Source organism: Streptomyces sp. NPDC054796 (assembly GCF_053611545.1).
Map to the genome: position 1 here is coordinate 1 of NZ_JBSHAO010000076.1, position 19821 is coordinate 19821.

General features: G+C 71.0%; 17 protein-coding genes. 8 read left to right on the plus strand and 9 right to left on the minus strand.

The window, feature by feature from the left end:
* Positions 1–76 precede the first annotated feature (76 nt).
* From ACWGJ2_RS36375 to ACWGJ2_RS36385, 3 genes are all read right to left on the minus strand, one after another.
* Positions 77–1039, minus strand: coding sequence for a transporter substrate-binding domain-containing protein (locus tag ACWGJ2_RS36375; RefSeq protein WP_453350650.1), 963 nt, complete (start codon positions 1037–1039; stop codon positions 77–79).
* Between the two features lie 67 nt (positions 1040–1106).
* Entirely contained in the window at positions 1107–1805 is a 699-nt protein-coding gene (locus ACWGJ2_RS36380; RefSeq protein WP_453350651.1) for a hypothetical protein, read from the minus strand.
* Positions 1806–2001: 196 nt separating this feature from the next.
* The gene (locus tag ACWGJ2_RS36385) at positions 2002–2826 is read right to left on the minus strand and encodes a hypothetical protein (RefSeq protein ID WP_453350652.1); all 825 of its coding nucleotides are present in this window, start codon (positions 2824–2826) and stop codon (positions 2002–2004) included.
* 350 nt (positions 2827–3176) lie between these two features.
* On the opposite strand from ACWGJ2_RS36385, the gene ACWGJ2_RS36390 reads away from it, so the two are divergent.
* The 8 genes from ACWGJ2_RS36390 (at position 3177) to ACWGJ2_RS36425 (ending at position 15147) form a co-directional block, all read left to right on the plus strand.
* Positions 3177–4679 carry an aldehyde dehydrogenase family protein gene (locus tag ACWGJ2_RS36390; RefSeq protein WP_453350653.1) on the plus strand — a complete coding sequence of 501 codons (1503 nt, stop codon included), beginning with the start codon at positions 3177–3179 and terminating at the stop codon, positions 4677–4679.
* 91 nt (positions 4680–4770) lie between these two features.
* Positions 4771–6327 (plus strand): GMC family oxidoreductase, encoded by a 1557-nt coding sequence (locus ACWGJ2_RS36395; RefSeq protein WP_453350654.1) that lies wholly within the window; start codon positions 4771–4773, stop codon positions 6325–6327.
* Entirely contained in the window at positions 6327–7451 is a 1125-nt protein-coding gene (locus tag ACWGJ2_RS36400) for a quaternary amine ABC transporter ATP-binding protein (RefSeq protein WP_453350655.1), read from the plus strand. The genes ACWGJ2_RS36395 and ACWGJ2_RS36400 overlap by 1 nt, the downstream gene beginning before the upstream one ends.
* Positions 7448–9523: an ABC transporter permease gene (locus ACWGJ2_RS36405; RefSeq protein ID WP_453350656.1), complete on the plus strand. Its 2076-nt coding sequence runs from the start codon at positions 7448–7450 to the stop codon at positions 9521–9523. Before ACWGJ2_RS36400 ends, ACWGJ2_RS36405 begins: the two co-directional genes overlap by 4 nt.
* Positions 9524–9571: 48 nt before the next feature.
* A complete protein-coding gene (locus tag ACWGJ2_RS36410) occupies positions 9572–10594 on the plus strand; it encodes an ABC transporter substrate-binding protein (RefSeq protein ID WP_453350657.1) in 1023 nt (340 codons plus the stop codon).
* Positions 10595–10915: 321 nt separating this feature from the next.
* On the plus strand, positions 10916–11992 hold the full coding sequence (locus ACWGJ2_RS36415) for a quaternary amine ABC transporter ATP-binding protein (RefSeq protein ID WP_453350658.1): 1077 nt from the start codon (positions 10916–10918) through the stop codon (positions 11990–11992).
* A 140-nt stretch (positions 11993–12132) separates the two neighbouring features.
* Positions 12133–14097, plus strand: coding sequence for an ABC transporter permease (locus tag ACWGJ2_RS36420; protein ID WP_453350674.1), 1965 nt, complete (start codon positions 12133–12135; stop codon positions 14095–14097).
* 81 nt (positions 14098–14178) lie between these two features.
* Positions 14179–15147, plus strand: coding sequence for an ABC transporter substrate-binding protein (locus ACWGJ2_RS36425; protein ID WP_453350659.1), 969 nt, complete (start codon positions 14179–14181; stop codon positions 15145–15147).
* Positions 15148–15230: 83 nt separating this feature from the next.
* On the opposite strand, the gene tgmC is transcribed toward ACWGJ2_RS36425, so the two are convergent.
* The 6 genes from tgmC to ACWGJ2_RS36455 all read right to left on the minus strand — a co-directional run bounded on the left by tgmC (position 15231) and on the right by ACWGJ2_RS36455 (position 19806).
* The gene (gene tgmC / locus ACWGJ2_RS36430) at positions 15231–16367 is read right to left on the minus strand and encodes an ATP-grasp peptide maturase system methyltransferase (RefSeq protein ID WP_453350660.1); all 1137 of its coding nucleotides are present in this window, start codon (positions 16365–16367) and stop codon (positions 15231–15233) included.
* Complete coding sequence (tgmB, locus tag ACWGJ2_RS36435) at positions 16357–17343, minus strand: ATP-grasp ribosomal peptide maturase (protein WP_453350661.1); 987 nt, start codon at positions 17341–17343, stop codon at positions 16357–16359. The genes tgmC and tgmB overlap by 11 nt, the downstream gene beginning before the upstream one ends.
* Positions 17340–17552 (minus strand): putative ATP-grasp-modified RiPP, encoded by a 213-nt coding sequence (locus ACWGJ2_RS36440; protein ID WP_453350662.1) that lies wholly within the window; start codon positions 17550–17552, stop codon positions 17340–17342. The genes tgmB and ACWGJ2_RS36440 overlap by 4 nt, the downstream gene beginning before the upstream one ends.
* 323 nt (positions 17553–17875) lie before the next feature.
* Positions 17876–18415, minus strand: a complete 540-nt coding sequence (locus ACWGJ2_RS36445) for a GNAT family N-acetyltransferase (RefSeq protein ID WP_453350663.1) — start codon at positions 18413–18415, stop codon at positions 17876–17878.
* 117 nt (positions 18416–18532) lie between these two features.
* A complete protein-coding gene (locus ACWGJ2_RS36450) occupies positions 18533–19342 on the minus strand; it encodes an isocitrate lyase/PEP mutase family protein (RefSeq protein ID WP_453350664.1) in 810 nt (269 codons plus the stop codon).
* Positions 19339–19806, minus strand: coding sequence for a carboxymuconolactone decarboxylase family protein (locus ACWGJ2_RS36455; protein ID WP_453350665.1), 468 nt, complete (start codon positions 19804–19806; stop codon positions 19339–19341). Before ACWGJ2_RS36455 ends, ACWGJ2_RS36450 begins: the two co-directional genes overlap by 4 nt.
* Positions 19807–19821: the final 15 nt, after the last annotated feature.

The window sequence follows — 19821 nt, forward strand, 5'->3', positions numbered from 1 at the left end:
GCGCCGACCGCACGGTCGGCGCGGGACCGCGTGGGTCACGGGCCGGAGCCCTCGCCCCCGCTCCTGGCGGTCGCGCTCAGTCCTTGTCGCAGGAGTATTCGTCGACGACGGCGCCCGAGGGGGGCTTGTAGGTGTCCTCGGCGTTGCCCTGGGCGCGCAGCTTGGGGAAGTGGAGGGAGAACTTCGTCAGCCACTCCTCCTCGTTGAACTTCTTCAGCGCCTCCGCCACCCGCGCGCAGGCCGCCGGATGCCCTTCGGGCAGGCCGACGCCGTAGAGCTGGAGATCACCCACGTTGAAGGACTCGTCGGAGCGCTCCAGGACTTCGAGTTCCCCTTCCTTGTCCTCCTCCACGAAGCCGTAGAGGATCGCCTTGTCCGTGTGCACGGCCTCGAAGTCGCCCTGTTTGAGCTGGTTGATGCACTCCTGGTATGTCGCCCGGGTCTCGACGATGGCGTCCGCGAGCGGGCCCTCGTCCTCGGCGCCGGGGTCGGAGGTGGAGCCGGTCACCGTGCAGATCCGCTTCCCCGCGGTGTCCTTGACGCTCTTGATGCCCGGGTAGCCCTTGCGGACCATCAGCCCCTGGTGCGTCTTGAGGTAGGGGCCCGCGAAGTCCACCTTCTTCTCGCGCCGGGAGGTGATGGAGTACGTGGCGACGACCAGGTCGGCCGTGCGGTCCTCGCCCGTCAGATAGCCCTCGCGGCTCTCGGAATCTATGCGTACGGGGATGGCGTCGAGCTTCAGTTCCTTCTCCAGGAACTCCACCAGCTCGTTCTCGAAGCCGTAGTAGGGGACGCCCTTCTGGACGTTGAAGCCCGGCTGGTTGTACTTCACGGCGATGCGGACCTTGCCGGAGAGCAGGTCGTCGCCCGGCGAGGGCGACGGTGCGGACGCGGCGGCGGAGGACGTGCCGGCCCCGGCCCCGGCGTCCGGCCGCTTCCCGTCCTCTCCTCCGTCCCCGGCGCCGCACGCGGGGACGAGGGAGAGGGCGAGCGCGCCGGCTCCGAGGCGCGACAGGCCGCGCCATACGGATACGTGCATGGTTCCCCCTTATCGTTCGGCCGTCCGGCCGCCGGCCGCTCCTGGCGGAGGCTGCCGGAGGCCCGGGTCAGTCGCGCAGAACTGTCTTCTTCTTGGTGAGGGAGAGGGCGCAGCCCTCTTCCGTGGTGAGGGTGACGTCGAGCCGCACTCTGGCCTCGGCGGACTTCAGGGGCAGGGTCACCGAGGTCTCCTCGCGCGCTGTCACGGTCCTGCTGCCGTCGAGATCGGGGCCCGAGAAGTGCAGCGAGCTGAGCGGCACGCAGGGGGATCCTGACGCCTCCTCGACGTCCCCCACGGCGAGGGTCAGCTCCAGCGTGCCGTGCGCGTCACGCGCGTCGACGGCGACCTCGGCCGTGCTGCCCTCGGTCATCGAGGCGCCGCCGGAGATCTTCGTCAGCGCCGTGACGTCGTCCGGCCGCCCCGCGTCCTGCGCGGTGATCACCCTGAGCACCAGGAACAGCGTCAGCGTGGCCGCGGCGCCCGCCACCACGAACTCCGTCAGCGACGAGGAGGTGCGACCGGCGCCGACGAGCGAGACGAACACGGCGATGAGGGCCGCGCCCGCGGGGACGAGGGCCGCGCGCATCTCCGTCGACTTCCACCCGGCCCACAGCACGAGGACCAGCAGCGCGGCCCACAGGACCATCATGGCGAGGTACAGCAGCAGGGCCGTGCCCCACTGGAACCCCTGGAGCCCCTGGAACCCTTCCCCCCGGCCGGTTACGGGCCCTCCCGTGCTCCCTCCCGTGCCTCTTCCGCCGGTCACGCGCCGCGCTGCTCCGGCGGCCGGTCCGCGCGCCGGGCCTGTGCCACGTCCCATGCCGTTGTCCATCCCCCAGGACGTCGTGCGATGAAAGACAAGCATGAGTCACCGGGCGTCACTTGGGTAGTCCCGTTGCCCGTGCGCTACCGGCCCCGCCACCCAGGGGCGACGGGGCCGGTCACGCGTGGGGCGCCCCCCGTCACACGTCCTGGCGGTCCGGCTGGCCGCCCTCCTGGCCGCCCTGTTCCGACTCCAGCTTCCGGGTCAGCTCCTTCACGCTGATCGTGTCGTCCGCCGAGGGCGTCTTCTTCGGCACCGGCTTGTCGAAGCCGCTCAGGCCGAGCACGTCCTTGCCCTCGGACGTCGCGCTGCTGAGCGCCAGCGGATACGGCTTGCCCTTCGCCGACACCAGCATCGTGAGCGTGGCCTCACCCTGGGTGCTGGTGATGCGGACGGCGGGCCTGCCCTTGTACTCCGTCGTGCCCTTGGTGTCCGCACGCTCGCCGCCGCCCCCGCCGCCCTCGCCTCCGCCCCCGCCGGTGGCGGCCCGCTTCCAGTTCGTGGGGTCGCCCCCGGTCACGCCCGTGCTGGCACGGAAAGCCTTGAGGTCGCACGTCGAGGACATGCCCTCCATGAGGGTGTCGCTGGACTTCCCCTTGATGTAGCGGCCGTCCACGACGTCGTCGATCGCCTGGCCGCGCGCGCCGCCGACCTGGCTCTTCCAGAACGCGGCGTTGGGCTTCAGCCACACCGTGTCACCGCGCTTGACCATCTTCAGCTTGCCCTGGGAGCCCATGGAGGCCGTGCCCGCGCAGTTGCCCCGCTCGTCCAGGGAGAGGCTGAGGGAGAAGCCGCTCGACCTCAGCTTCAGGTGCAGTGAGGACATCGACTGGAGCTGGCCCTGTGCCCGCTCGGCGATCTCCTGGCCGGAAAGGCCGTCCAGCGCCGAGCCCTGCGGCGCGGCTGGGCCCGCAGCGGACGCCGGGGACGCCGGGGACGCGATCAGCCCGGCCGCCAGCCCCACGGCAGCCGCGCCGCAGGCTCCGTTTCGCAGGCCCGTGCGGGTCCGGGATGGGTCGGTTCGGTGCTCGGGAGGGGCATTGGGTCGGGTTCCATACGCTCCGCGTGACTTCCGCATCGCTCGAACCACCTCCGGCCTGGCGCGCCACTCGCGCCTCGGCGGCATCCCTGGAATCGGGACATTCACCCGTATACCGTACGTACGGCCTCGCCCTCCCGCACTTCGGCGGTGAGGAAGATTACTTATTTGCTCTTCACTGACATGCAACCGGAGGGAGGGGGCAGGGTTCGCATTTGGCCATACGCCCCGACGTATGGCGAGGAACATTTCGGTAATGAGAGGCAGTACCCAAGGTGTCCGTAATCGAGAGCATCCATGTAGACGGCCAGTGGCAGACCGCCGCGGCCGGGGGAACGCGGGAGATCCTGGACCCCGCGGACGCGACCACTCTCGCCGTCGTCGCCGAGGGCGGCACGGAGGACACCGACGCGGCGATCAGCGCGGCCCGTCGCGCCTTCGACGAGGGGGAGTGGCCGCACACCCCCACCGCCGAGCGCGCCGCGCTGCTGCGCAGGGTCGCCGACTACCTCCAGCGTGACCGCGAGGAGATCGCCCTCACCGAGTCCCGCGACACCGGCAAGACCCTCGAAGAGGGCCGGGTCGACGTGGACGACGTGACCAACGCGTTCCGCTACTTCGCCGACCTCGTCATGAACGAGTCGGGCGGCCGGGTCGTGGACGCGGGCTCCGCGGACGTGCACAGCGTCGTCGTGCACGAGCCCGTCGGCGTCTGCGCGATGATCACGCCCTGGAACTACCCCCTCCTCCAGGCGAGCTGGAAGGTCGCCCCGGCCCTCGCCGCTGGCAACACCTTCGTGATCAAGCCCAGCGAGGTCACCCCGCTCTCCACCATCCACCTGGTCAAGCTGGTGATCGAGGCCGGTGCCCCCGCGGGCGTCGCCAACATCGTCACCGGCGCCGGGGACCCCGTCGGCGCCCGCTTCGGCACCCACCCCGACGTGGACCTGGTCTCCTTCACCGGCGGCCTCGTCTCCGGTACCAAGGTCGGCCAGGCGGCCATCGCGAGCGCCAAGAAGGTGGCCCTGGAGCTGGGCGGCAAGAACCCCAACGTCGTCTTCGCCGACGCGTGCGCCACGGAAGAGGGCTTCGACACCGCCGTCGACCAGGCGCTGAACGCCGCCTTCATCCACAGCGGCCAGGTCTGCTCCGCCGGATCGCGCCTGATCGTCGAGGAGTCGGTGCGCGAGCGCTTCGTCGCGGAGCTGTCCTCGCGGGCCCGGAAGATCCGCCTCGGCCGCGGTACCGAGGAGGGCGTCGAGTGCGGTCCCCTCGTCTCCGCGCAGCAGCTCGCCAAGACCGAGATGTACGTGGCCTCCGCGCTGGACGAGGGCGCCGTGCTGCGCTGCGGCGGCGAGCGGCCCGAGCCGTCCGAGGTCAGGCCCGCCGACGGCTACTTCTACTCCCCGACGGTCCTCGACAACTGCCACCGAGGCATGAAGGTCATCCGTGAGGAGACCTTCGGCCCGATCCTCACGGTGGAGACCTTCCGTACCGAGGACGAGGCCGTCGCGCTGGCCAACGACACGGAGTACGGCCTCGCGGGCGCCGTCTTCTCCTCGGACACCGCGCGCGCCCGCCGCGTCGCGGCCCGGCTGCGCCACGGCACGATCTGGATCAACGACTTCCACCCCTACCTGCCGCAGGCCGAGTGGGGCGGCTTCGGCAAGTCGGGCGTCGGCCGCGAGCTGGGCCCGCATGGCCTGGCCGAGTACTGCGAGACCAAGCACGTGTACGAGAACCTCAGCCCCGCACCTGTCCGCTGGTTCGCCGGCTGACGAGCGTTCGCACCCCGCACCCGCACCCGCCCTGTCCCCGACCCCCTCGCGGTTCCGCGAACGCTTGAGCACACCAAGGAGCAAGCCCCCTATGTCCAGCTACGACTACGTCATCGTCGGCGGTGGTACGGCCGGTTCGGTGATCGCCTCCCGCCTCACGGAGGACCCCGGCATCCGCGTCGCCCTCATCGAGGGCGGCCCCTCCGACATCGACCGTCCCGAGGTGCTCACCCTGCGCCGCTGGCTCGGTCTCCTCGGCGGCGAGCTCGACTACGAGTACCCCACGACCGAGCAGCCACGCGGCAACTCCCACATCCTGCACAGCCGCGCCAAAGTGCTGGGCGGCTGCTCGTCCCACAACACCCTGATCTCCTTCAAGCCGCTCCCCTCCGACTGGGACGAGTGGGAGGAGAACGGGGCCGCCGGCTGGGGCGCCGCCGCGATGGAGCCGTACTTCGGGAAGCTGCGCAACAACATCGTGCGCGTCGCGAAGAAGGACCAGAACGAGATCGCCTCGGACTGGATCAAGGCCACGAAGGACGCCATCGGCGTCCCCGAGGTCGTCGGCTTCAACGACGAGCCCTTCGAGGAGGGCGTCGGCTTCTTCGACCTCTCCTACCACCCGGAGAACAACAAGCGCTCCTCCGCTTCCGTCGCCTACCTCCACCCCCACATGGAGGCCGGTGACCGCCCCAACCTGGACATCTTCCTGGAGACCTGGGCGTTCAAGCTGGAGCTGGGCGGCGCCGACGGCAAGACGGCCACCGGCGTCCACGTCCGCGCGAAGGACGGCGAGGAGCGGCTGATCTCGGCGGGGCGCGAGGTGCTGGTGTGCGCGGGCGCCGTGGACACCCCGAGGCTGCTGATGCACTCGGGCATCGGCCCGAGGAAGGACCTGGAGGCGCTGGGCATCCCCGCCGTCCACGACCTGCCGGGCGTCGGCGAGAACCTGATCGACCACCCCGAGTCGGTCATCGTCTGGGAGACCAACGGGCCGATCCCGGGCAACTCCGCGATGGACTCCGACGCGGGCCTCTTCGTCAAGCGGGACCCGTCGCACAAGGGCCCCGACCTGATGTTCCACTTCTACCAGATCCCCTTCACCGACAACCCCGAGCGACTGGGCTACCAGCGGCCCGAGCACGGCGTGTCGATGACCCCGAACATCCCCAAGTCCCGCAGCCGCGGACGTCTCTACCTCACCTCCTCCGACCCCGAGGTCAAGCCCGCGCTCGACTTCCGGTACTTCGAGGACGAGGACGACTACGACGGCAGGACCCTCGTCGACGGCATCAAGATCGCCCGCCGTATCGCGCGGTCGGAGCCCTTCGCGAAGTGGCTCAAGCGCGAGGTGGCCCCTGGCCCCGAGGTCACCTCGGACGAGGACATCAGCGAGTACGCACGCAAGGTCGCCCACACCGTCTACCACCCCGCCGGCACCTGCCGGATGGGCGCGGCCGACGACGCGCTCGCCGTCGTCGACCCCGAGCTGCGCGTGCGCGGCATGGCAGGCATCCGCATCGTGGACGCCTCCGTCTTCCCGACCATGCCCGCCGTCAACCCGATGATCGGGGTGCTGATGGTCGGCGAGAAGGCGGTCGATCTCATCCGACTTGATTCGACTACGGCACCGGGAGGTGTTGCGTGATGTCCGAGGCAACGTCCGAGGCGAAGGAAACAGCCGAGACCACCCCGGTGTTCTCCGTCCGCAATCTGTGGAAGGTCTTCGGCCCCAAGGCCCACAAGGTCCCCGCCGACCCGGAGCTGACCAAGCTCTCGGGCCCGGACCTGTTCAAGCGCACCGGCAACACCGCCGCCGTACGCGACGTCTCCTTCGACGTCCGCAAGGGCGAGGTCTTCGTCGTCATGGGCCTCTCGGGGTCCGGCAAGTCCACGCTCGTGCGCTGCCTGACCCGCCTCATCGAGCCGACCTCCGGGCAACTGGAGATCGACGGTGAGGACGTGATCGGCATGGACAGGAAGCGCCTGCGCGAGCTGCGCCGCCGCCGCGCCGCCATGGTCTTCCAGAACTTCGGACTCCTGCCGCACCGCACCGTCCTCGACAACGTCGCCTACGGCCTGGAGATACAGGGCCTCGGCCGCGCCGAACGCCGCGAGAAGGCCGCCGAGATGATCGAGAAGGTCGGCCTCCAGGGCCTCGGCCACCGCCGCCCCGGCCAGCTCTCCGGCGGCCAGCAGCAGCGCGTCGGCCTCGCCCGCGCCCTGGCCGTCGACCCCGAGGTGCTCCTCTTCGACGAGCCGTTCAGCGCCCTGGACCCGCTGATCCGCCGCGACATGCAGGAGGAGGTCATCCGCCTGCACAGCGAAGAGGGCCGCACCATGGTCTTCATCACCCACGACCTCTCCGAGGCCCTGCGCCTGGGTGACCGCATCGCGCTGATGCGCGGCGGCGAGATCGTGCAGTGCGGCACCCCCGAGGAGATCGTCGCGTCCCCCGCCGACGACTACGTGCGCGACTTCGTCCGCGACGTCCCCCGCGAGCAGGTCATATCCGTCGGCCGCGCCATGCGCCCCGCCGAGTCCGACGAGGCCCGTACCGGCGTCTCGCTCGCCCCCGACACCGTCGTCGCCGACGCCGTGGAGGCCGTCGCACGCAGCGGTGAGCACGCCCGCGTCGTCAAGGACGGCCGCACCCTCGGCATCGTCGACGAGCACGCGCTGCTCTCCGTCGTCGCGGGCCTCGACAGCAAGGACGCCGCCGCCGGCGCGAAGCGGGAGAAGCCGGAGGAGGAAGAGGTGGCCCCCGTATGAGTACGGCAGCCCCCGAGAAGACCAAGAAGACCAAGGAGCCCGCGAGCGCGCCCGCCGCGAAGGCGCCCGCGGCCACGGACGGCCAGGACGAGGCGCCCGGCGGACTGCGCGCCGCGCTCTCCCGAGGCAAGCTGCCGGTCTTCCTGCTGGTGCTGCTGGTCGTCGTGGTCAGCGCCGCCGTCACCAGCAACGGCGCCTGGCCGAGCGGACTCACCGTCGACGTGAAGTCCCCGCTCGACGACATCAGCAACTGGCTCACCGACAACCGTGACCGAAGCTGGCTCTTCCTCTACTTCCTGCTGCACATCAGCAACTGGGCCGAGGGCACCGTCGACAGCACCTACCTCGTGCTGTCCCAGATCGGCTGGATCGGCGTCACCGTCATCGCGGCGCTGCTCTCCTGGTACGTCGCGGGCGCCGGGCTGCGCCGCCGCTCGCTGAAGCTCGCCCTGGTCACGGTGCTGTGCTTCGCGGTGCCCGGCGTGCTCGGCCTGTGGGACTACATGCTGGAGACCATCGCGCTGATGGTCGCCGCCGTGTTCGTCGCCGCCGTGCTGGGCGTGCTGCTCGGCCTGATCGCCGGGCTCTCCGAGCGCGGCGACCGCATCATGCGCCCGGTGTTCGACACGATGCAGGTCATGCCCGCGTTCGCGTACCTGCTGCCGCTGGTGCTGCTGTTCGGCATCGGCGCGCCCGCCGCGCTCGTCGCGACGGTCATCTACGCGGCCCCGCCCATGGCCCGCCTCACCTCGCTCGGCCTGCGCGGCGCCGACCCGGCCGCGCTGGAGGCGTCAGCGTCGCTCGGCGCGACGCCCTGGCAGCGGCTGCGCACCGCGCGCTTCCCGCTGGCCCGCAAGGAGATGCTGCTCGGCCTCAACCAGACGATCATGCTGGCCCTGTCGATGGTCACCATCGCCTCGGTCATCGGCGCTGGCGGCCTCGGCGACAAGGTCTACCAGGGCCTGGCCAAGGACAACGTCGGCATGTCGCTGATCGCGGGCGTCGCCATCGTGCTGATCGCGGTCTGGCTGGACCGGGTCACGGCGGCGGCCGGTGAGCAGATCGAGAACCCGGCCGGGCCCGTGCGCGGCGAGGAGACCAGTGCCTTCGGGCGCGTGCTCACCAGGCTGCGCGGCTGGCCCTCCTGGGCCGGGCTCGTGGTCCTCTTCCTCATCGGCTACGCCTTCGGCCCGCTCGCCGGGGAACGCCACTGGCCGGACGCGTGGACCGTGCGCGTCTCCGCGCCGATCACCGAGGGCATCACCTGGGTGACCGACCGGATCGGCTCCGGGGTGCCCGTCGTCGGCGGCACGGACGTGTGGGCCGTCAACCTCACCAACTGGGTGCTCAACCCGCTGCGGGACGGCCTCCAGGCCACCCCGTGGTGGGCGGTGCTGCTGCTCGTCGCCGCGCTGGCCTGGCTGGCCGGGTCCTGGCGGGCGGCGCTCACCGGCATCCTGTCGATGGCCGTCATCGGTGCGATGGACCTGTGGACCAAGTCCATGGACACCCTCGCGCAGGTGCTGGTCTCGCTGGTGCTGACGCTGATCGTCGGCGTCGTCATCGGGGTGCTGGCCGCGCGCATGGACCGCTTCATGCGCGCCATCCGGCCGGTCCTGGACGTCATGCAGACCATGCCGCAGTTCGTCTACCTCGTGCCGGTCGTCGCGCTCGTCGGCGTCGGCCGCACGGCCGCGATCCTCGCCGCCGTGATCTACGCGCTGCCCGCCGTCGTCCGCATCACCGCGCAGGGCCTGCGCGGCGTGGACCCGGCCGCGATGGAGGCGTCGCGCTCGCTCGGCTCGTCGACGTTCCAGCAACTGCGCCAGGTCCAGCTTCCGCTGGCCCGCCGTTCGCTGCTGCTGGCGGTCAACCAGGGCGTCGTGCTGGTCCTCGCGATCGTCGTCATCGGCGGTCTCGTGGGCGGTGGCGCGCTGGGCTACGACGTGGTCTACGGCCTCCAGAAGAGCGACCTCGGCGTCGGCCTCACCGCCGGTGTCGCGATCGTCTGCCTGGGCCTGATGCTCGACCGGATCACCCAGTCCGCCGGTTCGCGCAAGGAAGGCCGTTAGGGGCACGGGAACGCCAGCCCCGTGGACCCCGACGACGAAGGAACAGCCATGCACACCAAAGCGACGGAACCGACGAACGATCCGACGGACGAGAAGCGGTACGGGAGGCGGCTCACCGGCCGCCGCGGGCGCCGCGCCCTGATCGCGGGCGCCGGGGCGCTGGCCCTGACGGCGGCGCTCGGCGCCTGCGGCAAGGCCGACCCGTACTACAGCGGCAGCGACAAGACCGTCACGCTCCCCACCGCCTCCTGGGCGGGCGCGGAGGCGAACACGGCGGTGGCCAAGCAGATCCTGGAGAAGGAGCTGGGCTACCGCGTCAAGGCCACCCAGATGGACGAGCCGGTCGCCTTCGACGCGCTCAACTCCGGCAAGGCCGACGCGCTGCTGGAGGACTGGCGCGGCGTCCCCAAGAAGGAGAAGAAGTACGTCGAGGAGAAGAAGACCGTCACCTACGAGGGTGAACTCGGCGTCACCGGCCACATCGGCTGGTTCGTGCCGACGTACTACGCGGAGAAGCACCCCGAGGTGAAGACCTGGAAGGGTCTGAACAAGCTCAAGGACGACTTCAAGACGCCCGAGAGCGGGGACAAGGGCCAGCTCCTGGAGGGCTCGCCCTCGTACAGCACGTACGACGACGCGATCATCAAGAACCTGGGTCTCGACTTCAAGACGGTCTACGCGGGCAGTGAGGCCGCGCAGATCAAGGAGATGCAGAAGAAGTACAAGGCGAAGAAGCCCTTCATCACCTACTGGTGGACCCCCCAGTGGCTGAACTCGAAGCTGGACCTGACCGAGGTCAAGCTGCCGAAGTACAAGAAGGGCTGCGACGCGGTCGCGTCGGAGGTCAAGTGCGCCTACCCGTACACGCCGCTGGCGAAGTTCTTCAACAAGGACTTCTCCGAGAACGGCGGGGACGCGGCGGAGTTCCTGAAGAACTTCAAGTGGTCGACGAAGCAGCAGACCAAGGTCGTCGAGGACATGACCATCCGCAAGATGGACACCGACGAGGCCGCCGCCAAGTGGGTCGAGGAGAACCCCCACATCTGGAAGAAGTGGATGCCGAAGAAGTAACCGCCCGCCGGTAGTCCGGCAGTGCGGCGCGAGGCCCGCGTGACCCCTCGGGGGGATCACGCGGGCCTTCGTGCGTCCAGGGAAGCGGGGGCGAAACGCGTCTTGAACATTTCGCAATCTGGCCGAAGGACGGGTTTCACCGCGAAGCGGGTATCAGCTTGTCCATGCGGGAGGCGCCCACGCCACCACCCGAGGGCACGCATCTGCCGAACGGATGCCTCCGCTGCTGAACTGACCGTCATCGCCGCAGACTTGGGGAAGCCCGTGGTCACGGCGGATGTACTTCTCCTCTGTCCCTGAGACACCTGGGGGTGTCGCCAGATGACCAACGAAGTATCCGGCGCGGTTCTCTCGGCAAGCGATCTGTGGAAGGTCTTCGGCCCCAAGGCCGCGGCCGTCCCCGGCGACAAGGACCTCGCGGGCCTCTCCGCCACCGACCTGCGCGCCCGCACCGGCTGCACCGCCGCGGTGCGCGGCGTCTCCTTCGACGTGCGCGAGGGCGAGGTCTTCGTCGTCATGGGCCTCTCCGGGTCCGGCAAGTCCACGCTCGTGCGCTGCCTGACCCGGCTCATCGAACCCACCGCGGGCCGGGTGGTGATCGACGGCGAGGACGTGCTCGCCATGGACAGGGCACGGCTGCGGGAGCTGCGGCGGCACCGCACGGCCATGGTGTTCCAGAACTTCGGACTGCTGCCGCACCGCACCGTCCTCGACAACGTCGCCTACGGCCTGGAGATACAGGGCATGGGCCGCGCCGAGCGCCGCGAGAAGGCCGCCGAGATGGTGGAGAAGGTCGGCCTCGAAGGGCTGGGGGAGCGCCGCCCACGTCAACTGTCCGGCGGGCAGCAGCAGCGTGTCGGGCTCGCGCGTGCGCTCGCCGTCGACCCCGAGGTACTGCTTTTCGACGAGCCGTTCAGCGCGCTCGACCCCCTCATCAGGAGGGACATGCAGGAGGAGGTCATCCGGCTCCACCGGAGGGAGGGCCGCACGATGGTCTTCATCACCCACGACCTCTCCGAGGCCCTGCGCCTGGGCAACCGGATCGCGCTGATGCGGGACGGGGAGATCGTGCAGTGCGGCACCCCCGAGGAGATCGTCGCCGCGCCCGCCGACGACTACGTCCGCGACTTCACCCGCGACGTACCCCGCGAACAGGTCATCTCCGTACGCCGCGCCATGCGCCCCGCCGACGCGCACGAGGCGGCGGCGCCGGCCCAGGGCACCGACGGGATCACCCTCGGCCCCGACACCCTCGTCGCCGACGCCATCGAGGCCGTGGCCCGCAGCGGCGCGCCCGCGCGCGTCGTGCGGGACGGCGAGCTGCTCGGCATCGTCGACGCACGCGGGCTCCTCGGCGTCGTCGCGGGCCTCGGCGAGGAGGAGGGGGAGGCGGCGTGAGCGCCGACACCGTCACGGGTCCCGACGCGGGCCCGGACCCGGACCCGGGCCCCGGCCGCGCACCCGGCACCGGCCCGGAGCCCGGCGAGGCCCCCGGCGAGGGCGCCCGGCGCGGATGGCGAAGACGGCGCTCCGCCGCCCTGGCGGCCGTCCCCGGCGGCGCGGCGGCACGCAAGCTGCTCGCGCTGCTCGCGCTCGCCGTCGTCCTCGTGCCCATGGCCGCCGCGCTGTGGGGCAGCGGCGCCTGGCCGGGCGCGCTGAGCGCCGACGTCAAGGGCCCGCTGGACGACGCCAACCAGTGGGTCATCGACAACCGCGACACCAACCCCGTCTTCCTCTACTTCCTCCTCCACCTCAGCAACACCGCCGAGTCCTCCGTCGACGGCGTCACCGGGCTCCTCGACGCCATGGGCTGGCTCGGGGTGCTCCTGGCCGTCGCCGTCCTCGCCTGGTACGCGGCGGGCCTACGGCTCGACCGCCGCGCCGCGCGCGTCGTCGGCACCTCACTGGCCGCGCTCGTGGTCTGCGGGCTGCTCGACGTGTGGGAGGCGACGATGGAGACGGTGGCGCTGATGGCCGTCGCGGTCGCCGTCTCGGCCGTCGTCGGACTGCTGCTCGGCCTGGCCGCCGGGCTCTCCGACCTGTGCGACAAGGCGCTGCGGCCCGTCTTCGACACGATGCAGGTCATGCCCGCTTTCGCGTATCTGCTGCCGTTCGTCCTCCTCTTCGACATCGGCGTGCCCTCCGCGCTGTTCGCGACGGTCATCTACGCGGCCCCGCCCATGGCCCGCCTCACCGCGCTCGGGCTGCGCGGCGCCGACCCGGCCGCGCTGGAGGCGTCCGCCTCCCTCGGCGCCACCGCCTGGCAGCAACTGCGCACGGCCCGGCTCCCGCTGGCCCGCAAGGAGATGCTGCTCGGCCTCAACCAGACGATCATGATGGCGCTGTCCATGGTCACCATCGCCTCCGTCATCGGCGCGGGCGGCCTCGGCGACGAGGTCTTCCGCGCCCTGTCCAAGGTCAACATCGGCGAGGCGCTGGCCGCCGGAACCGCGATCGTGCTGCTCGCCGTGTGGCTGGACCGCACGACAGCCGCCGCCGGCGAACGCCTGGAGGAGGAGACGGGCGCGCCGGGGCGCGGCGCGGGCCCCGTCGCGGGCCTGCGGGGCCGGCGGGCACTGGCCTGCGTCGCCGCCGCCATGGCCGCCGCCTCCTTCGCCGGCAGGGCCGCGGGGGAGGAGTGGCCCGACGGCTGGACCGTCGCCGTCTCCAGGCCCGCCAACACCGCCGTCAACTGGTTCACGGACCACTTCGCCGAGGGCGTCCCCGTCGTCGGCGGCACCCAGGTGTGGGCCACCAAGTTCACGCTGTGGGTGCTCAATCCGCTGCGCGACCTGCTCCAGGGCACGCCGTGGTGGCTGCTGCTCCTCGTCGTCGCCGCGCTGGCGCTGCTCGTCGGCACCTGGCGCACCTCACTGACCGGGACGCTCGCCCTCGCCGCCATCGGTGTGACGGGCGTCTGGGAGACCTCGCTGGACACCCTCGCGCAGGTGCTCGCCGGACTCGTCCTCACCCTGCTGCTCGGCTTCGCGATCGGCATCGTCGCGGCGCGGGTGGCACGCGTGGAGCGGGCGATACGGCCCGTGCTCGACGTGCTCCAGACACTCCCGCAGTTCATCTACCTCATCCCCGTGGTCGCCCTCGCGGGCGTCGGCCGCGCGGCGGCGATCACGGCGGCGCTGCTGTACGCGCTGCCCGCCGTCGTCCGCATCACCGCACAGGGCGTCAAGGGCGTCGACCCCGCCGTACTGGAGGCGTCCCGCTCCCTCGGCGCCAGCGGCCTCCAGCAACTCCGCCAGGTCCAGCTCCCGCTGGCCAGGCCCGCGCTGCTGCTGGCGGTCAACCAGGGCGTGGTGCTGGTCCTCGCGATGGTCGTCATCGGCGGGCTGGTGGGCGGGGGAGCGCTGGGCTACGACGTGGTCTACGGCCTCCAGAAGAGCGAACTGGGCATCGGCCTCACGGCGGGCGCCGCGATCGTGCTGCTCGGGCTCGTGCTGGACCGCGTCACACAGCCGACGGGCGAACGGCGCGGGCGCGACGGCTGAGCGGCGCCCCCTCATCGCACCCCTCATGTCATCTCCTCTCATGTCATCTCCTCAACTCAACTGAAGAAGGCGGAGCACACCATGAGCAGAAGCGTGCGCAACGGCAAGCGGATACGCGGATCCCTCATCGCGGGCGTCGGCGTCCTCGGTCTGACGGCGGTCGCCGCGGGCTGCGGAGCCGCGGAGACCGACAAGGGCGCGGGCGACAAGAACGTCACCCTGCTGGTCCCCTCGTGGGTGGGCGCGGAGGCGAACGTCGCCGTCGCGAAGTACCTCCTCGAAGAGGAGCTGGACTACAAGGTCAAGGCCCAGCAGATGGACGAGCCCGTCGCCTGGGACGCGATCGGCAGGGGCAAGGCCGACGCGATCCTGGAGGACTGGCGGGGCGTCCCCAAGAAGGAGAAGCAGTACATCGACCAGAAGAAGACCGTCGTGGACGGCGGCGACCTCGGGGTGACGGGCCACATCGGCTGGTACGTGCCCAAGTACTTCGCCGACGCGCACCCCGACGTCCTGGACTGGAAGAACCTCGACAAATACGCCAAGGATTTCCGGACGACGGAAAGCGGCGACAAGGGCCAGCTCCTGGAAGGTTCGCCGTCCTACACGACGAACGACAAATACATCATTGACAACCTCGGTCTCGACTTCAAACCGGTGTACGCGGGAAGCGAGGCCGCACAGATCACCGAGATGAAGAAGAACTTCAAAGCGAAGAAGCCCTTCATCAGCTACTGGTGGACCCCGCAGTGGCTCAACAGCGAACTCGACCTCGTCGAGGTCAAGCTCCCGGCGTACAAGGAGGGGTGCGACAAGCCGGTGGAGAAGACGAAGTGCGCGTATCCCAACACGCCGCTGAAGAAGTTCATGAACAAGGAGTTCGCGGAGAAAGGCGGGGACGCGGCCGAGTTCCTGAAGAAATTCAAGTGGTCGACGGAGCAGCAGAATCAGGTGGCGCAGTGGATCGCCGGAGACGGGATGTCGGCGGAGGCGGCGGCCGAGAAATGGGTCAAGGCGAACAAGTCCACATGGGAGAAGTGGCTCCCGTAACCGTCCACGGGGCACCGGGCACCCCTTTGCGGGGGTGCCCCGGCGTGCGGGAGAGGGGCTCGGCGTGGTGAGGGCGGCGGGTGTCAAGCCGGCAGCGGCCAGCTCGGCCCCTCCGGAGTGCCGATCCACACTGTCTGGGTCCACGGGGTCGCCGTCATGCCGAACTCGCCCAGGCCCGGCGCTCCGGCCCCCCGCCAGACTTCCAGTGCCGCTTCCACCTGGTCCCAGAGACGCAGCGGACCGTGCTGATGAACGGTGACCCCCTGGCCGTCGGCCTCGGTCCATGCCTGCGATCCGGTTGCCACGTCGCGCAGGACGATGCCGCTGCCGGTGGTCATCAGCTCGGCGGAGGGCGCGGCGAGCTGGGCCACGAAGCGACCGGCCCACTGATCCAGCAGGTCAGGGGGCAGGCGGGCGGCGCGTGTCTCGCCGTCCTGCCGGAAGAAGACCGGGTGGGGCGGGCGCTCGTGCGGGCGGGCGAGCATGTACGTGATGGTGTCGTCGGTGAAGCGGCCGTGTGCCGTTCCCTCGCCGTCGAGCGTGAGACGGATCAGGCCCGCGGTGAGCATCCATCCGCTGATGGTGGTGGTGATCGATCCGCCGTCGTCGAGCTGCCAGAACCATGAGGGCGGGAGGGAGCGCACCGAGCAGGTGGCGACGATCGCGTCGTAGTCGGCGTGCTCCTTGCACCCTTGCAGGCCGTCTCCGACGGCGAGCGTCGGCGTGTACCCCGTCCCGGCGAGACGGGCGGCCGCGCTTGCCGCCAGGCCGGTGTCGTACTCGATGCTGACGACGTTCCCCGCGCCCAGACGGTGGCACAGGAGCGCGGTGGAGTATCCGGTCCCGGTGCCCACTTCGAGGACTTTGTCTCCCTCGCGCAGCCCTGCCACCTGCGCCGTGCGCACGACGAGGGAGGGGAGTGTGGCGGACGAGGTGGGGCTGCCGTCGACCGGGCCCACGGCGTCGGCCGCGTCCAGGCCGTCGACCTGAGTCACCCAGGTCCGGTCGGAGTGGGCCATACGCGTCCACTCCGCCTCCCCGACACCCACGCGGTGCACGGGCTCCCACCGACCGCCGACAGGCCGGAAGACGGCGGTACCGAGAAACGCCTCGCGCGGTACGGCCATGACGGCCTCGCGCCATTCGGGGGCGAGCGTCGGCACCGCTGAGGCGACCTCCTCGGCCAGAGCACGGCGCGGCGCGGCGGGGTCAGGGGGCACGGTGCGCTCCTGCGTGCTCCAACTGATCGGCCAGGGCGGAGACGATCCTGCCGGTGATCGGTTCCGGAAACCAGGCGAACTGCCCGTTCGGGTTGCACTCGTACAGCCAGGTGCGGCCGTCCTGGCCGACGCCGAAGTCGAAGGCGCCGAAGACGAGACCGAAGGTCTCCATGTACGCGTGGACACTCCTCGCCAGCCGCGGCGGGGTGTCGATGAGCGAGTACGACAGGGCGTCGTAGTGCCGACGCCAGTCGAGGCCGGGTGAGCCCTCGATCCGGACCGTGAACAGTTCACCTCCCACCACCGTCACCCGCAGATCGGCCACCGACGCCACGCGCCGCTGGAAGAGGTGCATGGTCCGGGCGACACCGACGTCCAGGCCGGCGGCGTCGACCTCCTCGACCCACACCGTCAACGCCTCGCCTTCGGCACCCCGGTAGTCCGTGTTCCGCAGCGGCTTGTAGACCACGGGGCCCTGCTCGCGTACGAACGACGCGGTTTCGCGGGGGTCGTTCGTGAGCAGCGTCGGCGGGATGTCGAAGCCGCAGTGGGCGGCGGTGGCCAACTGGACGGGCTTGTACTCGGCGTTCCGGTTCCGCCACGGGTGGTTCACGTAGTGGGCGCCGGGCAGTGCCGCCAGGATTCCGCCGAGACCGTAGTGGGCCTCTTCCCTGCACCACCGGGCCGCCTGGCCCTCGCCCTCCCGCTCCTCGAGCTTCGACGGAGCGACGTAGGGGCGTGGCCGTCGCCAGTAGACCGAGCGCACATGGTCGAGTCCGACCAGGCGGGTGAGCGTCCGCGCGCTTCCGCGCAGGCCGGTGCTGTCCAGGCGTGCGGCGACGGTGACGGCCGCAGGGAAGTCGCCGGGGTCCAGACGCACGACAGGGACCCGTCGGCGGTTCAGCTCCCCGGTCACCACGTCGGCCGTCACGTCATCGAGCCGGGAGACGACCAGAACGGGCGCGCCCGGACTCAATCAGCGTCGCCTTCCTGGTCGCTGCCCTGGTCCGGGTTGCCGTCCAGGCTGGTCCGGGTCTGGGTTTCGTGGTTCGTCTCCGACCGCTTGTGCTTCCCCGCCACGGCCACGTCGAGCCCGTCCGGACCGGTCCACCGCCCCGTCTGCGTCACCGGGGCCAGCACGGCCTCGGCCACCGGCAGGACAGCCGCCTCCGGGTACGCCCTCATGCGCGTCAGCCCCCAGGGAGGGGGACATCCGTCTCGCTCACTCGCGACTCCCGTCGCCGCCGATCGTCGGCTTCACAGTGTGCGCGGCGCGCGAGAGCGTGCGGTAGGGGGCAGCCGCCCGGTCCGCCCGCCCGGCTCTGGTGGGTCAGGGGGCGATGAGGCGGCCGGTGAAGCTGTCGTGGATGAGGGACTCCTACGCGGAGCGGTACAGCCCGGCGACGTGGGTCGCGATGCCGAGGTCGTGGCTGCCCGGCCCGATCGCCACGTCGGCGGTGGGCGGGTCGGTGCCGGTGGAGGTGTCGTGGCCGGGGGATCGCCCCGGTCTACGTGGACCATTCCTCCCGGAGGATGGCGTGCACGATGGAGTCCCGCCACTGGCCGCCGACGAAGACGTGACCGCGAATGCGGCCCTCCTCCCGCATGCCCACCGTCGTCATCGTCCTCGCGGAGGCGGTGTTCAGCGGTGAGCGTGCGCCCCAGATCCGGTGCAGGCCGAGCCCGTCGAACCCGAGCCCCAGCAGGAGACGCACGGTCTCCACCCCGTACCCGACGCCCCAGGCGTCAGGGCGGAGTGCGAAGCCGATGGTGGCCGCGTTCTGCTGATGTGGGTCCATTGCCAGCCGGGCGACGCCGACCAACTCGCCGCCGTCCCGTTCGACCACGGCGAGCGCGTACTCCTGACGCGGAACGTCCACGGCTGACGCGACGGCGCGCGCCACGATCCTGCCCACCTCGTCACGCGAGCGCGGCGAGAAGGAGAGGTGTTCGGTCGCCTCGGAGCTGCCGTAGACCGCGAGGACGGCGTCCACGTCGTCCACGGTGAGTTCGCGAAGGGAGAGGCGCGCACCGTCATGAGTCACCATGGCCGTCGACTCTATGGTGGCGCAGGGCTGTTGCTCTCCCGGCGGGCCGGAACCGTGGCCGTCAGACACCCGATTTCGGCCCGCCGCCCGCCGCCCGCTGCCCGCCTGCCGGAGTGGTCAGTTGACCGGGCGCAGTGATGTCGCCAGGTCGCGGACCGTTGTGAAGGTGCGGGCCGCGAGGGTGCCGCCGAAGGTGATGCGGGTGGCGCCCGCCTCGGCGAGGCCGCGCACGGAGTCGGCGGGGCCGCAGAACGCGTTCACCGGGACGCCCAGTTCACCGGCGAGGACGCCGATGTCCCGTGCCGGTGCCCCGAAGGGGTAGACGCTCTCGGCTCCGGCCGCCACGTACAGGCGCCCCCGCTCCAGCGCGTCGGACAGCGGATCGTCCGCGCCGCGCAGATAGCTGTCGATGCGGGCGTTGAGGAAGATCCGGCTGTCGGCGGCGGCGTGGAAGGACGCGAGCCAGTCCGCCTGGCGCTCCGGCTCGACCAGCCGGGCCGCGCCCCCGGGCTCCGCTGGTGCGGAGTCCTCCAGGTTGCAGCCGACGGCGCCCGCTTCGAGCAGCCGGTCGACGAGCTCGTCGACCGGCAGCCCGTATCCGCGCTCGATGTCCGCGGTGACCGGTACCGGGTGCTCCAGGGTGCGCACCGCTCGGACGATCCGGGCCACGGCGGCGAACATCTCGTCCGGCGGCGTGGCCCCGTCCTCGTACCCGAGCGACGCCGCGACCCCGTGACTCGGCGTCGCCAGCGCCTCGAAGCCCGCGAGCGCGAACTCCTTCGCGCTCCCCCCGTCCCAGGGCCCCGGCATGACCAGGGGCGAACCCTGTGCCCTGCCGTGGTGGAGGGCGCGGAACGCCCCCACCCCGGTCGCCCCCGCCCCGGTCGCCTCCGCCCCGGCCGCCGCTTCCGCCCCCGGCGCGCTCACTTCGCGAGGCTGGCGGGGACGGCGCGCGTGGTCACCTGGAAGCGGTTCCAGGCGTTGATGGCCACGATCTGGGCGATCAGCTTGGCCAGCTCGGCCTCCTCGAAGTGCCGCGCGGCACGCTCGAAGACCTCGTCGGGCACGAAGCCCTCCGTCAGCACCGTCATGGCCTCCGCCAGGGCCAGCGCTGCCTGCTCCCGCTCGGTGAAGAGCCCCGGGGACTCCTCCCAGGCGGCGATCAGGTCGAGGCGCAGTTGCGACTCGCCCATCTTGCGCGCGTCGGTGAGGTGCATGTCGAGGCAGAAGGCGCACTTGTTGAGCTGCGACGCGCGGATCTTGACCAGCTCGCCGATGACCGGGTCGAGGCCCTCCGTCGCGGCGGCCTGGAAGGCGGACATGCCCTTGTAGACGTCGGGTGCGTGCTTCCAGAGGTTCATGCGGGGACCGTGTGCGTGTGTCGTCGTCATGGCCTCGACTCTACG

What these genes read in the sequence shown, in the direction of transcription:
- ACWGJ2_RS36440 (WP_453350662.1), bottom strand. Translation starts at nt 17,552, where the DNA reads ATGAGGGCGTACCCGGAGGCGGCTGTCCTGCCGGTGGCCGAGGCCGTG.
- ACWGJ2_RS36455 (WP_453350665.1), bottom strand. Translation starts at nt 19,806, where the DNA reads ATGACGACGACACACGCACACGGTCCCCGCATGAACCTCTGGAAGCAC.
- ACWGJ2_RS36415 (WP_453350658.1), top strand. Translation starts at nt 10,916, where the DNA reads ATGACCAACGAAGTATCCGGCGCGGTTCTCTCGGCAAGCGATCTGTGG.
- ACWGJ2_RS36410 (WP_453350657.1), top strand. Translation starts at nt 9,572, where the DNA reads ATGCACACCAAAGCGACGGAACCGACGAACGATCCGACGGACGAGAAG.
- ACWGJ2_RS36375 (WP_453350650.1), bottom strand. Translation starts at nt 1,039, where the DNA reads ATGCACGTATCCGTATGGCGCGGCCTGTCGCGCCTCGGAGCCGGCGCG.
- ACWGJ2_RS36395 (WP_453350654.1), top strand. Translation starts at nt 4,771, where the DNA reads ATGTCCAGCTACGACTACGTCATCGTCGGCGGTGGTACGGCCGGTTCG.
- ACWGJ2_RS36405 (WP_453350656.1), top strand. Translation starts at nt 7,448, where the DNA reads ATGAGTACGGCAGCCCCCGAGAAGACCAAGAAGACCAAGGAGCCCGCG.
- ACWGJ2_RS36445 (WP_453350663.1), bottom strand. Translation starts at nt 18,415, where the DNA reads ATGGTGACTCATGACGGTGCGCGCCTCTCCCTTCGCGAACTCACCGTG.
- ACWGJ2_RS36400 (WP_453350655.1), top strand. Translation starts at nt 6,327, where the DNA reads ATGTCCGAGGCAACGTCCGAGGCGAAGGAAACAGCCGAGACCACCCCG.
- ACWGJ2_RS36425 (WP_453350659.1), top strand. Translation starts at nt 14,179, where the DNA reads ATGAGCAGAAGCGTGCGCAACGGCAAGCGGATACGCGGATCCCTCATC.